This window comes from Brevibacillus fortis, from assembly GCF_003013395.1.
Classification (GTDB): Bacteria; Bacillota; Bacilli; order Brevibacillales; family Brevibacillaceae; genus Brevibacillus; species Brevibacillus fortis.
The window spans coordinates 145,884-159,857 of record NZ_PXZM01000039.1; the positions used below are offsets into that span (position 1 = coordinate 145,884).

At 48.5% G+C, this 13,974-nt stretch carries 12 protein-coding genes; all 12 read left to right on the forward strand.

The features are described 5' to 3' along the window. The first annotated feature begins 100 nt into the window (after positions 1–100). The 12 genes from C7R93_RS23520 (at position 101) to mglC (ending at position 13,962) form a co-directional block, all read left to right on the forward strand. Complete coding sequence (locus C7R93_RS23520; protein ID WP_106841108.1) at positions 101–1,156, forward strand: DUF3048 domain-containing protein; 1,056 nt, start codon at positions 101–103, stop codon at positions 1,154–1,156. 119 nt (positions 1,157–1,275) lie between these two features. After that, the gene (locus tag C7R93_RS23525) at positions 1,276–1,566 is read left to right on the forward strand and encodes a YerC/YecD family TrpR-related protein (protein ID WP_007717484.1); all 291 of its coding nucleotides are present in this window, start codon (positions 1,276–1,278) and stop codon (positions 1,564–1,566) included. Positions 1,567–1,583: 17 nt separating this feature from the next. After that, a complete protein-coding gene (gene pcrB, locus C7R93_RS23530; RefSeq protein WP_106841091.1) occupies positions 1,584–2,279 on the forward strand; it encodes a heptaprenylglyceryl phosphate synthase in 696 nt (231 codons plus the stop codon). 457 nt (positions 2,280–2,736) lie between these two features. Beyond that, positions 2,737–3,888 (forward strand): HesA/MoeB/ThiF family protein, encoded by a 1,152-nt coding sequence (locus C7R93_RS23535; RefSeq protein WP_106841092.1) that lies wholly within the window; start codon positions 2,737–2,739, stop codon positions 3,886–3,888. Between the two features lie 39 nt (positions 3,889–3,927). Further along, positions 3,928–5,166 carry a hypothetical protein gene (locus C7R93_RS23540; protein WP_106841093.1) on the forward strand — a complete coding sequence of 413 codons (1,239 nt, stop codon included), beginning with the start codon at positions 3,928–3,930 and terminating at the stop codon, positions 5,164–5,166. Positions 5,167–5,243: 77 nt separating this feature from the next. Further along, positions 5,244–5,729: a tetratricopeptide repeat protein gene (locus tag C7R93_RS23545; RefSeq protein WP_106841094.1), complete on the forward strand. Its 486-nt coding sequence runs from the start codon at positions 5,244–5,246 to the stop codon at positions 5,727–5,729. 69 nt (positions 5,730–5,798) lie between these two features. After that, positions 5,799–7,403, forward strand: coding sequence for a response regulator (locus C7R93_RS23550; RefSeq protein WP_106841095.1), 1,605 nt, complete (start codon positions 5,799–5,801; stop codon positions 7,401–7,403). 2 nt (positions 7,404–7,405) lie between these two features. Further along, on the forward strand, positions 7,406–9,163 hold the full coding sequence (locus C7R93_RS23555) for a histidine kinase (RefSeq protein ID WP_106841096.1): 1,758 nt from the start codon (positions 7,406–7,408) through the stop codon (positions 9,161–9,163). Beyond that, positions 9,160–10,152, forward strand: a complete 993-nt coding sequence (locus C7R93_RS23560) for a substrate-binding domain-containing protein (protein ID WP_106841097.1) — start codon at positions 9,160–9,162, stop codon at positions 10,150–10,152. Before C7R93_RS23555 ends, C7R93_RS23560 begins: the two co-directional genes overlap by 4 nt. Positions 10,153–10,277: 125 nt before the next feature. Next, positions 10,278–11,324, forward strand: coding sequence for a galactose ABC transporter substrate-binding protein (locus C7R93_RS23565; protein WP_106841098.1), 1,047 nt, complete (start codon positions 10,278–10,280; stop codon positions 11,322–11,324). A gap of 82 nt (positions 11,325–11,406) precedes the next feature. Further along, positions 11,407–12,924 carry a sugar ABC transporter ATP-binding protein gene (locus C7R93_RS23570; protein WP_106841099.1) on the forward strand — a complete coding sequence of 506 codons (1,518 nt, stop codon included), beginning with the start codon at positions 11,407–11,409 and terminating at the stop codon, positions 12,922–12,924. Positions 12,925–12,942: 18 nt separating this feature from the next. After that, positions 12,943–13,962, forward strand: a complete 1,020-nt coding sequence (gene mglC, locus C7R93_RS23575; RefSeq protein ID WP_106841100.1) for a galactose/methyl galactoside ABC transporter permease MglC — start codon at positions 12,943–12,945, stop codon at positions 13,960–13,962. Positions 13,963–13,974 lie beyond the last annotated feature (12 nt).

Sequence of the window (13,974 nt, forward strand, 5' to 3'; positions counted from 1 at the left end):
GAGAATCGTGGAAAACATGTGGAAGCAGGATTCCCCTGTATCCTTCTGGAAAAAGAAACAGGGAATAAACGACAACGAGAGATGGAAAGGAGCGATTCATATGAAACGAACAGTCAAATCGTCTCTCATGGTACTAGCCTTCATGCTCGTAACGACGGCTTGCGCTCAAAAGCCGGTGGACACCCAACCTAGTCCGCAGATACCTGACCCGATTGTGCAAACGCCGCCAGAAACGAATCAGCCTATCGAGTATGCGTATAAGGCACCAATGACAGGACTTGGCAGTCACGAAAACCTGGGGAGCAAACGCCCGATTATGGTGATGATCAACAATGCTCCGCCCGCCCGTCCACAAACAGGCGTCAACAAGGCGGACATGATTTATGAGGTATTGTCAGAAGGGGAAATGACCCGCTTTCTAGCGATATTCCAAAGTCAAAAACCGGAAGTAATTGGGCCTGTCCGTAGTATACGCCCTTATTTTATCCAGATCGGTAACGGCTTTGATGCGGTCCTCGTTCATGCTGGCGGTAGTCCGGATGCACTAGAAACCTTGGCGCGAAAAGACCTCAGTCATCTGGATGAAATCCCGAACGGTCAATACTTTTGGCGAGAAAAATTCCGGAAGATGCCGCATAACCTGTACACAAAGCCAGAGCTCTTGGAAAAAGCGATGCAGGATAAAGGGATGCGTCAATCGGCAGAAGTGCCCCACTTTACGTTCCTGCCGGAGGATGCTGAGATTAAGGAAGGCGAGCCTGCTACTCAGGTAGATCTGACTTTCCACTCATTGAACAAAGCTGCTTTTACATATGATTCCGAGCAAAAGAAATACATGCGCTTCACGGCAGGCAAGCCGCATTTGGACTTGAGCGACAAAAAGCAGTTAACCACGACCAATCTGTTGGTCATCTCTGCCAAGCACCGCGTGCTGGATAAAGAAGGGCGTCTATCGGTAGATGTAATCGGTCCTGGGGACGGTTATTTATTCCAGCATGGAAAAGCGCGCAAGGTCAAATGGAAGCGTAGCAATGGTGTCATCCGTGCCTATGAGGACGCGGCTTTGACGCAAGAAGCCCCACTTTTGCCAGGAAATACATGGGTGGCGATATTGCCGAACTCACCGGGTCTGTCGAAGTCGCTCAAGTTCCAGTAAGGATTAGGGCTTGCGGATGAAGGCGGTTTCTTCTAAGATAATTGTTGAAGCTTTAGTGCTTAAAAATTGTACAGTGAGAAACCGTTCGAAAAACGGACTATATAACAGAGGTGACAGATATGCAATTGGAAAAATTAAAAGGAAAAGGGCTCGAACAGTTGTTTGAAGCTGTTCTTTCCCTGGAAACGATGGAAGAATGCTATCAATTTTTTGACGATCTGTGCACGGTGAATGAAATGCAGTCGCTCGCACAGCGCCTGGAAGTGGCGAGAATGCTCCGCAAAGGCTTTACTTACAATCAGATTGAAGCAGAAACCGGGGCAAGTACGGCAACCATTTCCCGCGTCAAACGCTGTTTGAACTATGGAAATGACGGATACCAGATGGCGCTTGAGCGGATCGGAAAATAGCTAGGAGGCAGGCAACGTTGATTGACTATCGTGGCTGGCGCCATACTTTTAAACTAGACCCGGATAAAACAATCGATGACGAGGCCTTGGAAGCGATTTGCGAGTCCGGAACAGATGCGATTATTGTTGGCGGCACGTACGGTGTGACCTATGACAATACGCTCGAATTGATGTCCCGATTGCGTCGTTACGCGGTACCGGCCGTCCTGGAGATTTCCTCGCTGGATGCAGTTGTGCCGGGATTTGATTCGTACTTGATCCCGCTCGTATTGAACGCTGGCGATCCTGACTGGATTTTTGCTCCGCATGTATCGGGGCTGCAAGCGTTTGGCGCTTATATTCATTGGGATGAGATTATTACAGAGGGATATATCATCGCCAATCCTGACGCGGGCGTAGCACAGCTGACGAAAGCACGTCCGATTGCGGATGCCTCGCAGGCCAAGGCGTACGCACAGGTAGCGACGAACATTTGTCGTTTGCCGATTGTCTACATGGAGTACAGCGGTACATATGGCGATCCAGCAATCGTGAAGGCTGCTAAAGCAGGCGCGGGCGAAGCACATCTCTTTTATGGCGGCGGGATTTGTAACTCGGAGCAAGCAGCAGAAATGGCTGCGATTGCAGATACCGTAGTCGTAGGGAATGTTATTTATGATGACCTCGCTGCTGCACTCGCTACCGTGAAGGCTGTAAAAGGAACCGAAATCTAAAAAAACCACCTTTCCCATGAGCTGTTACAGTTTCATTAGGAAAGGTGGTTTTTCATTGTTGATCCCGAAATGAAAGCGTCCCAAATTAAGGGGCATTTTCCAAAAAAGAATAAAAAACATTTCCCTGAAAGAAGGATTTCTAAGAATATTCATAGAAAATGGAAGGAAATTACTATTGCATACGAAATAAATAGTCGAATATTACCAGAATATATAATTTTTTGCTAATATTTGTAGATTTCTGTAAATTCATGAAATATAATGAACTTGTCTTAATCATTGATCATAGAGAGGAGGCACCACCCATGAAAATCCAAGCGAAAAAAGTTGAAAGCGTTCGCACTACTGCAGTAGCAGCTTAATTCTCTTAAGAAGAGGGGGAATAGCACACGAGCTATTCCCTTTTTTCATCCAAAATGCGCCGGGTTAGAGAACCCAATATGGAGAGGTGTTTGGTATGGAACGTCGTCCTTTGTTTAAACCAGTGCATCCTGTTTATGAAGTGAGTGAGCAGATCATCCGCATGGGCGAAGCTCCTGGCTATACCTTCGAATTGGAAGACGAGAATCGGTCTATACGCAAAATGATCAAACTAATGGATGGTACCCGCACTGTCGGAGAAATACATACATTATTGCTAGTTGATTACCCTGAAATTTCGTATGAAGAAATAGTGGAAGCAGTAGAATCATTAAGTGGCTTGGGCTTTCTCATGGACCAGGCGAAGGAAGATGCTTCTGACCTGACTTTTGAACAAAAAGAAAGGTATAAAGCGAATATCCGCTACTTCTCCTTGTTTACCGATCTCAATCAAAGTCCGAGCGAGCTGCAAGAACAAATAAGCAGAAAAAAAGTGACGATTCTTGGCATGGGTGCTTTTGGCTCAACGCTGCTGGTCAATCTGGTAGGAGCGGGCATTCAGCATATCAAGCTCGTGGATTTTGATAGAGTCGAGCTCAGCAATTTGAACAGGCAAATGGTCTTTAATGAAAAAGATATTGGGCGCTTGAAGGTGGAAGCGGCACGTGATTTCATAGGAAGGCTTCATTCTGAGGTGTTGATTGAAACGGAGACGCTGCAAATCAAGTCCAGCGAAGACGTGGAGCGGGTTATTGCCGGCAGTGACCTCGTGATGCTCGCAGCCGATCAGCCCTTTTTCTTTTTGCAGAGATGGGTAAATCTCGCCTGCACCAAGCAGCAAATTCCGTTCATCGCTGGGGGATTCAATCTGATCGAAGGACAATTCTTCATGGTAGATCCGGGCAAGACAGGTTGTATCGATTGCATGCATTTGCATCGTTCCAGTCAGATCGAGGACTATGCGCAGATGATTCAAAGGCTGCTTGATACCAACTTTACTCTGCCTACCGCCACCATCGCACCCAACACCATGATGATTACGGGAATGATGGCTTCCGATGCTATCAGGTATTTGACAGGAATCGCTCCGGTACAATCGGCGGGCAAATTTATCATTTTCGACTTCAACACGTTGGAGAAGAGCGTTTTTTTTGAATGGGAGCGAAATGAAGCCGAATGCCCGACTTGTGGAAGGGGCAGCGGAACGGAGCCGGTTTTTCATATTAAGAGAAAAGAAGTGCTCGCGTAGTGAGGAGTCGTTCCTGGAAGAGAGGAAGGTGTCTGTCAAGTGAATATCTCGGGTGATAGCATTCTCAAGATGCACCCGCTTGCGCGTCGGGCTGAAAACGAGGAAGAGATCCTCATTGGACGAACGGATATCAGCAATTTCATCGTGCTTCCGGCCATTGGTGTCGAGATCATCGATATGCTGGATGAAGGGAAGAGCATCAATGAAGTCGCGACGATCATGGAAGAACGGTTGGGCGAACCGGTGGATGTGCTTGACTTTGCACAGGATTTAATTGGTTCCTATCAATTTGTGTACATGGTAGATGGAGAAGTTGTCAACGAGCCAGTTCCAGTTGAGGATCATTTCTCTTGGATCAAGCAGGGCACGGGTCAGTTTTTCTTTAATCGTGTTGCCTTTGGATTATACGGTCTCTTATTTTTCACAGGTCTTTTGATTTGTGTGTTTACAGGCAAGTATATCCCGGTCTATTCCGATATTTTTGTTTCTTCTTCCGTGACGGTTTCGGTTGTGGTTTCTTTCGTAGCTACTTGGGTTTTTCTATTTTTCCATGAGATGGCCCACTTAATGGCGGCCCGATCATTGGGAATCGGCAGTCGTATTGGTCTGGGGCATCGACTTGTTTTTGCTGTAGCAGAGACGAATATGTCCAATATCGTTCTCGTTGAGCCACAGCGCAGATACAGGGCGTTTTTGGCGGGGATGTCCTGGGATGCGATGTTTTGGGGAATAGGTGTCATTCTGTTGTTTGCCAATGATCAAGGCTGGCTGACGCTTGTGCCCTTCATGGAAGCATTCATTCGTATGCTGAATGTGATCCTGCTCATGGCCTTGGCCTTCCAGTTCATGGTTTTCATGCAGACGGACTTGTATTACGTGTTGGCAACCAAGTTCCACTGCTCCAATTTGATGGTGAATACACGCCTGTTTCTAAAAGGGAAATTCCGTTCCTTGAGGCAGGATGAGCAGGAGGAATGGGAATACGTAGCCGACCATGAGAAAAGAGTCATCCGTTGGTACAGCTGGGTCTATTTAATCGGATCGGTATGGGGTATCTGGTTCTTTGTCCAGTACCAGCTGCGCATGGCAGTCGATTTTATCTGGATCATCGCGGACGATATGAAAAACGCTCCACTTCACTCATGGGAGTTTTGGGACGGCATCCTATTGATTCTGTTGGTTCTGGTTCCGTTTCTTATTTTAGGCTGGTCGTGGATGAGGGCCTACCGGCAAAGGAGAAGCGAAAGAGAGCGGGCAAAATCCTTGCAGGGCACATAATTTGCGTCTTCACCTAGCCAAGTTACGCTGTTACGCTAGGAGGAAGAGATAGATACACAGGCAAAGGAAGTGCTCACATGAACCCGATGATCCAAAAAATCATTCATCTGCGAAAAGAAGGGCATCTGGACGAAGCGATCCAGCTTGCCCTTCAGCTCGTCAGCCAATCCCCGACGGATCCTGTCGCCCATTATCAATGTGCTTGGTGCCACGACGCAGCCGGATTGGAGAAGGAAGCCGTTCCCTTTTACGAGAAAGCGATTGAGCTTGGATTGTCTGTCAAAGACGACCTGCAAGGGGCATTACTGGGTCTTGGCAGTACATATCGCACGCTGGGACAATACGAGCAGGCAGCAAATACGCTCGCGAAGGGAATGCAACAGTTCCCCGAGGACCGATCCTTTCCGATTTTTCTTTCCATGGCGTATTACAACCTCGGGAAGCATCACGAAGCCATGACTCTCCTCCTGAAAAACCTCGCAGAAACCTCAAGCGATCCTACGATTTTGGCCTATCAAAAAGCGATTCTGTTCTATGCAGATGATCTGGATAAGACGTGGTAGCGTCATACCATTCTACTGGCAGGAAAATATTTGCCTCCCGTTGTACATGTACAACAGCGGGAGGTGCCTATGTATAAGCTGATATTGGTAGATGACGAAGAAGATGTAAGAGAAGGGGTTAGCCAAGAAATTGACTGGCATAGCCACGGATACGAGGTGGTTGCCAAAGCAGAAAACGGCAGAGAGGCACTGGAGTTGGTAGAGAGGCTGCGACCGGACGTTGTCGTAACTGACATCAAGATGCCCTTTATGAACGGACTTCAGCTGGCGGAGTCTATCGGGCGCGAGTACCCTGCCATTCGCATCATTATCCTGACGGGATTTGATGAGTTCGAGTACGCGCAAAAGGCCGTGAAGCTGCAAATTGATGAATATGTGCTCAAGCCGTTTTCTGCGAGTGAGCTGATGGAAGCGCTGGACAAGGTCAAGCGACGTATGGACGAAGAGGCGGCTCATCGGGAAAACGTTCAGCTTCTGCGCGATAGCTATCGAAAAAGCTTGCCGGTTTTGCGGGAAGTTTTTTTATCATCTTTGTTGAGTCGTCAGCTCGTTCAGTACGATGTTTTTTCTAAAGCCTGCGAATACGGGGTAGAGCTCAGGAGTCCCGAATATCTCGTGGCGGCAATCTGTATAGACCAGCCCAAGCAGGAGGAGCAGCAGCTGTTTCTTTTTGCTGTGAAAAATGTCGCAGAAGAACAACTGAATGCAGGCAAACAGGCGGGGATCGTGTTTCTCCATGAAGATCAGGTCGTGCTGCTTATACGAACCAAAGCAGACGACACGCAGCGAATCGAAGTGCGAACACAAAATATCGCAGAAGAAATCAGGCGGACGATTGAAAAATATATGAGCATCACTGTAACAATCGGAATCGGTAACGTCGTTACGGATGTAGCGGCACTCCCTTACTCGTATGGGGACGCCATGCAGGCACTCGATTACAAAAGCATCCAGGGCTGCAATCGTGTGATTGTGATCAACGACGTGGAAAAGCAAGCGAGTGAGCAAATACGCCTCGATGAGAGAAGAGAGCATGAATTGATTCGATGCATAAAAATGGGGACGAGTCCCGAGCTTCGGACCGTTATCGATGAATTGTTTGATCAAGTGGCGGGTGTACCCGTATCCATTGAGGACTACCGAATTTATTTGCTGGAAATTATGACGACCATTTTAAAGGCTGCCCATCGTGCCGAGGTTGACATGGATCAACTTTTTGGCGGGCAACGCTATTTGTTGCAGGTCATGACGACTTTTTCCAGTACGGAGGATGCTCGAGAACAGATCACAGATATTTGTGAGCGCATCATGGCAAGTATCGCTAGTGGAAGACAAACGACGTACAGGCGATTGATCACCCAGGCACTGGACTACACCCACGCGCATTATCATTCTCCCGACATATCCATTCACAGGGTGTGCGATCATCTGCACATCAGCCTTGGTTATTTTAGCAGTATCTTCAAGAAAGAGACGAAAACCACCTTTGTGTCCTATCTCTTATCATTACGCATGGAAAAGGCCAAAGAGCTTTTGCGGACGACGGATTTGAAAACGTTTGAAATCGCGGAGAAAGTAGGATATACCGACCCCAATTACTTTAGCTTCAGTTTTCGCAAGTATGCTGGGATATCCGCCAAAGAGTACCGAAGTCAGAGCGAGCAGGAAGGCTAACCATGAAACGATTGCTCGCGGTGATTAAGGTCAAAGGCATTCAATTTATCATTACCACTTCCTTTACACTCGTGACGGTACTCGTCATGCTGTTTGTCGGAGTGATGCTGTACGGAAAATTTGCGCAGACGGCAGAGCAAAACGCCTACCTGCACACGCAGCAAATCCTGGAGCAGGTGAAATACAATCTGGACAGCTATTTGAATGGGATGACACAAATATTTGAACTCGTCGATGACAAGATCAGAAGAAGCAAGGGGCTCACGGCAGACAAGCTGAGCGAACAGCTTGAGACAATCGTAGAAACGAGAAAGGACATCGTCTCCATCGCCGTTTTTACACGAGACGGAACGTTATTGTCTACAACGCCTACCAAGGTACTGAGGAGAAACACTCGTTTGACCGAGCAGAGCTGGTTCCAAAAGGCGATCGAGGACCCAACGAACCTGTCCTTTTCGCTCCCGCATATCCAGAACTTGTTTAAAGGGGAGTACACCTGGGTTGTCTCGATGAGTCGTGAAATTCTCCTCCATGGACCAGACGGAGAAATTCCGGCTGTACTTTTAGTCGATGTGAATTTCAAGGAGATCGATGACTTGTGCCAGAGAGTGGGCTTGGGGAAAAAGGGGTATGTCTACATCATCGATTTGGTCGGGAACATCGTCTACCATCCGCAGCAGCAGTTGATTTACGCCGGATTGAAAAATGAAAACCGTTCTTTGCCGCTGAAGCATTCCTATGGCAGCTATGTAGAGGAGACACAGGACGAAGCGCGTTTGATTACCATCAAGACGATCGATCAGCTAGGCTGGAAAATAATTGGGGTTTCCTATATGGACGAGATCGTGACGACCAAAAAAGAAATCAGTGGCTTCATTATTTGGCTGCTCATCATTGTGATTGTTATTGTGTTGTTCGTGCTGCACTATCTCTCTGCAAAAATATCACGACCAATCAAGCTACTGGAGCGATCCATGGAAAAAGTGGAGCAGGGAGACTTTTCAGAGAGTGAACCGATCCGGGGAAGCCATGAGGTCGAACAGCTTTCCTTGCGTTTTCAACTGATGGTCGCGAAGGTCAGGGAATTGATGCATCAGATTATTCGGGAACAGGAAGCCAAACGAAAAAGCGAACTGGAGGTGCTACAGGCACAGATCCATCCGCATTTTCTGTACAACACGTTGAATTCTGTGGTCAGAATGGTCGGCATCGGAAAAAACGAGGATGTCATCACCACGATTACTTCGTTGTCAAAGCTGTTTCGGATTAGTCTGAGCAGAGGCAAGAACATCATCACGGTGCAGGAAGAGCTGGAGCACGTCCTTAATTATCTTATTATTCAAAAAATGAGGTACAAGCAAAAATTTGAGTACGAGATCGTGGCCGAGGATGGGGTGCTCGACTGTTTGACGCTGAAGTTGTTGCTCCAACCGATTGTGGAAAACGCCATCTACCACGGGATTGAGCATCTGGCTGATCCGGGCCGGATTCGCATATTTGCAGCGCTTATCGACGGTAAGATGTTATTGCAGGTAAGCGACAATGGCCTGGGTATGCCGCCAGACGTACTCGAACGAGTCAAAGCCGGTTGCTACAAAAGCAAAGAAGGCTCGGGCGTTGGGATTCAAAACGTGCAAGAGCGCATCCGCTTGACCTTCGGTGAACAGTACGGTTTGGAAATCGAGAGTGAACAGGAGGAGGGGACCGTGGTGCGTATATGGATTCCGCGCCAAATTGCAGAGGAGCGAGAGCGTTTATGAGGATGGCAGCGGTAAAACGGATGAGCGTATACGGACTGTTCATGTTGGTAGCGGTGACGCTTTTTTACTCGTGTAGTGCTCCGCTTGCGGATGTGAAAGTAGCCAAGAAAAAAACAGTGGCGCTGATCGTCCGTATGAAGCACGGCGATTATTGGCGAACGGTCAAGCTCGGGGCGGAGATGGCTGCCAAGGAATATGAGCGAAACCTGAATTTTTACGCGCCGGACTATGAGGAGGACTCCCGCAGGCAAATGGAGCTGGTGCAGCAGGCAATTGCGGATGGCTCCGAGACAATCGTGATGGCACCTAGTGACGAGCAAGTTTTGCGAGAAGCCATCAAGCTGACAAGGGAGCGGGCCATCCCTCTCTTTGTACTCGACACAGTCGGAAAAGATTCAGCCGTCAACAGCTACATTGGAACGGATAACTACGATATGGGCATGAAGGCATTCGAAAAAATGGTGTACCTGATCGAAAAAAAGGGACAAATCGCTTTGCTCGGTACTGATCGGGTAAAGGCAAATGCCAAACGAAGAGAACAGGGGGTCCTCGATTTGCTCCCACGGGAAACGCAGGTTGAGCTGATTGCCAACGAACATGTTCCCTTGGATAAAAAGCAGATCGGTGAGTGGACTCGCGAACTGATCCGCAAGCATCCACAGTTGAAAGGAGTGATTGCACTCGATGCCAGTACAGCTATCGGGGTGGCTGAGGAAATGGAAAACAGTGGATTGCGGGACAAAGTCAAAATCAAAATCGTAGCAATCGACAGTCCGTCGGAAGTTCTGGCGTATTTGCAGGAAGGGATTATATCCGCGACGATTATCCAGAAGCCGTTATCGATGGGATATCTCGGCGTTAAATACGCAGTCGAAGCGAGCAACGGAGGAGCCGTTCCCAGTCTGGTCGACACTGGAACAAAAGTAATCGATCGGGAGAATATGTTCTGGTCGGAAAATCAAAAGCTCCTCTTCCCCTTTGTAAAGTAAGCCACCGAAAAACAGATGAGAATTTTGATAGAAATGCGCAGGATTTTCGATGGAACACATTTGGGAAAACGCTTACATTTGGTATATATCAGATGTAAACATAGGGGATAAAGGGGGATTATCGAATGAAAAAGCTGATTGCCACAACACTGGTAGCCGCAGTTACACTCTCGGTGGTTGGATGCTCACAATCTGGCGGTTCGCAGCCGACAGCGTCCGGGGGAGGGGCGGCTCCTGCGGGGAACCCCAAAATCGGAGTGGCCATCTACAAGTTCGATGATACGTTCATGACGGGCGTGCGCAATGCGATTTCGAAAGCCGCGGAGGGTAAAGCGGAAGTGGACATAGTAGACAGCCAAAATGCCCAGCCTACGCAAAATGACAAAGTGGATTTGTTCATTAATAAAAAGGTAAATGCTCTCGCCATCAATCCGGTGGATCGCACAGCTGCTGGCGTCCTTATCGACAAGGCGAAGCAAGCCAATATTCCCCTCGTCTTCTTTAATCGTGAGCCGATGCCAGAGGATATGCAGAAGTGGGATAAGGTCTACTACGTGGGAGCAAAAGCAGAGGAATCCGGCACGATTTCTGGGGAGCTGATCGTCGATTACTGGAAGGCCAATCCGGAAGCGGATAAAAATAAGGATGGTGTGCTGCAATACGTCATGTTAAAAGGCGAGCCAGGGCATCAGGATGCTGAGCTGCGGACGAAGTTTTCGGTGAAGGCGATTGAAGATGCAGGGATTAAAGTAGAGAAGGTAGCGGAAGATACGGCCATGTGGGATCGCGTAAAAGGGCAGGAAAAGATGGCAGCCTTCCTCGCAGCTTCCGGTGACAAGATCGAAGCCGTTCTTGCCAACAACGACGATATGGCACTGGGGGCAATCGAAGCACTGAAGGCATCTGGTTATTTTGCGAATGGCAAGTACATGCCTGTTGTTGGTGTAGATGCCACAGCGCCTGCGTTAAAGGAGCTGGAGGCGGGAACCTTGCTCGGAACGGTCCTCAACGATGCGAATAACCAAGGCAAAGCCACCCTTAGTATCGCTTCGTCATTGGCGAAGGGCGAAACGCCAACGAAGGATTCCACAGGCTTTGACATTACGGACGGCAAGTACGTGTGGGTGCCCTACAAAAAAATCACCAAGGAGAACATGAACGACGCGAAATGAAAAGCAGGAGAGTCGGTGAAGAGACGAATCCGACTCTCCTGTTTCGGTGATGGGATGATTTTGCAAAAAGGAGGGCATTCGCATGGTCCAGCAAGCGTTTTTGTTGGAAATGAACCACATTCATAAAGAGTTTCCAGGAGTCAAAGCACTCGACGATGTCACGCTAAAAGTCCGTCCCGGAACTGTTCATGCACTCATGGGAGAGAATGGAGCAGGCAAATCGACCCTGATGAAATGTCTCTTCGGAATATATAGGCCAGATGCGGGAGAAATCGTCTTGAACAATGAGCAGGTGACGATGAACAGCTCAAAGGACGCACTGGCACATGGCATCTCCATGATTCATCAAGAGCTGCATCCGGTGCCCTTTCGCAATGTCATGGAAAACATATGGCTGGGACGTTTTCCGGTCAAAAGAATCGGACCTTTTCCGTTTGTGGATGAGAAAAAAATGCTTACGGACACAAAGAAGCTGTTTGCTGATCTGGGAATGGACTTGAATCCGCATGCGATTGTCCGTGATTTGTCTGTATCCAAGGTACAGTCGCTTGAAATTGCCAAAGCTGTTTCCTACCTATCCAAAGTGATTATTATGGACGAACCGACGTCTTCTTTGACGGGAAACGAGGTGGAGCAGCTATTTGCGATCATCCGCGAACTGAAGAGCAGAGGTGTCGCCATCATCTATATTTCACACAAGATGGAAGAAATTTTACGGATTGCGGATGACGTGACGATCATGCGCGATGGCAAGCTCATTGGAACATGGCGGGCTGCCGAGCTGACGACAGATTTGATCATCTCCAAAATGGTCGGACGGGACCTGACGCAGCGTTTCCCGAGTCGATCCAATACGCCAGGGGATGCGATTTTGAAGGTAGAAGGACTGAGCTCCCCGTTTTCCCAGTCTTTTCAGCACGTGTCGTTTGAATTGCGCAAAGGCGAAATCTTGGGCGTAGGGGGCCTCGTTGGTGCACAACGAACAGAGCTGATTGAGGCATTGTTTGGACTGCGCGCGGTGTCAGAAGGGAAAGTGTCGATCAACGGTCAGGAGGTACGGATCAAATCACCGAAGGATGCGAAGAAGTACAAAATGGCGCTCTTGACGGAGGAGCGACGAGTCACTGGCATCATTCCTGTCTTATCGATTCTGGAAAATACGGTAATCGCGAATTTGGCGAGTTACCAAACACCTTTTCTACTCCTTAATGAGCTCAAGCGAAGGGAGGATGTCGGCCGAAGCATCGATATGCTGCGCGTCAAGACACCCTCTATGAAAGCCTTGATCAAAAACCTGTCAGGAGGCAATCAGCAAAAGGTTCTGCTGGCGCGGTGGCTTTTGACTGATCCGGATATTTTATTGCTGGACGAACCCACGCGCGGAGTCGATGTCGGCGCCAAATACGAAATCTATTCCATCATCGCGGAGTTGGCGAGCCAAGGAAAAGGCATCATCATGATTTCCTCGGAAATGCCGGAGTTGCTTGGAATGTCAGATCGGATCATGGTTATGTGCGAAGGGAAGCTCTCAGGTTTTTTGTCAGGTACAGCGGCAACCGAAGAAGAGATCATGCGGTTGGCTACCAAACATCTTGCATGAGAAAGGAGGGGAACAAGCATGTCACAGTTGTCTCTTAAACAGGTGCAAGGCTTTATTACGCAACACGCCATTTATATCGTTCTGGTTTTGTTGATCGCAGGAATTGCGATTTACGACCCAAATTTTCTTTCCATTACAACGCTTCGGGATATTTTGATGCAATCCTCAACCCGGGCCATTATCGCCTTGGGTGCTGCGTTTGTTCTGATTACAGGCGGAACCGATCTTTCCGCGGGGCGAGTGGTAGGGTTGACTGCTGTCATCTCCGCCTCGATGCTGCAAAGCCAAGACTATCCGCGGAGGTTTTTCCCTGATTTGCCCGATTTGCCTTTGCTTATCCCTATTCTCATCGCAATCTCTGCGGGTTTGCTGGTTGGCCTGATCAACGGCATCATTGTGTCCCGCTTCAGTGTGCCACCTTTTATCGCCACGCTGGGTATGATGGTCATTGTGTACGGATTCAACTCCATCTATTTTGATATGGAGCCCAATCAATCGCAGCCAATCGCTGGACTGCGCAGTGACTTCAATCATCTTGGGACAGGTTACATCGGCCCGAGTGGCCCGTATTCGATCCCGTATATTGTCATCATTGCGATTATGGTTGCGTTCATCGTCTGGGTGATCTTCAACAAAACCAGGCTTGGTAAAAACATGTACGCCATCGGAGGCAACATGCAGGCCGCAACTGTTTCTGGGATCAACGTCGCCTTCAATCTCATGATTATTTATGCCATTGCCGGAGCCTTATATGGACTTGGAGGTGTCCTGGAGGCAGCACGAACAGGTGGCGCGACGAACAACTACGGCAACATGTACGAGCTGGACGCCATTGCAGCCTGTGTAGTAGGCGGAGTCTCGACGTCTGGGGGAATCGGTACCGTTCCGGGTGTGCTTGCAGGTGTCCTGATTTTTGGCGTCATCAACTACGGTCTTACGTTTATCGGAGTCAGCCCGTATTGGCAGCTCATTATCAAAGGGCTCATCATTGTGGCAGCCGTTGCTTTTGACATTCGCAAATACTTAGCCAAAAAATAAACAATCGAAGAC

Coding starts and splice junctions, on each gene's coding strand:
- C7R93_RS23520 (WP_106841108.1), top strand. CDS start 101: ATGAAACGAACAGTCAAATCGTCTCTCATGGTACTAGCCTTCATGCTC.
- C7R93_RS23525 (WP_007717484.1), top strand. CDS start 1,276: ATGCAATTGGAAAAATTAAAAGGAAAAGGGCTCGAACAGTTGTTTGAA.
- C7R93_RS23535 (WP_106841092.1), top strand. CDS start 2,737: ATGGAACGTCGTCCTTTGTTTAAACCAGTGCATCCTGTTTATGAAGTG.
- C7R93_RS23545 (WP_106841094.1), top strand. CDS start 5,244: ATGAACCCGATGATCCAAAAAATCATTCATCTGCGAAAAGAAGGGCAT.
- C7R93_RS23550 (WP_106841095.1), top strand. CDS start 5,799: ATGTATAAGCTGATATTGGTAGATGACGAAGAAGATGTAAGAGAAGGG.
- C7R93_RS23555 (WP_106841096.1), top strand. CDS start 7,406: ATGAAACGATTGCTCGCGGTGATTAAGGTCAAAGGCATTCAATTTATC.
- C7R93_RS23560 (WP_106841097.1), top strand. CDS start 9,160: ATGAGGATGGCAGCGGTAAAACGGATGAGCGTATACGGACTGTTCATG.
- C7R93_RS23565 (WP_106841098.1), top strand. CDS start 10,278: ATGAAAAAGCTGATTGCCACAACACTGGTAGCCGCAGTTACACTCTCG.
- C7R93_RS23570 (WP_106841099.1), top strand. CDS start 11,407: ATGGTCCAGCAAGCGTTTTTGTTGGAAATGAACCACATTCATAAAGAG.
- mglC (WP_106841100.1), top strand. CDS start 12,943: ATGTCACAGTTGTCTCTTAAACAGGTGCAAGGCTTTATTACGCAACAC.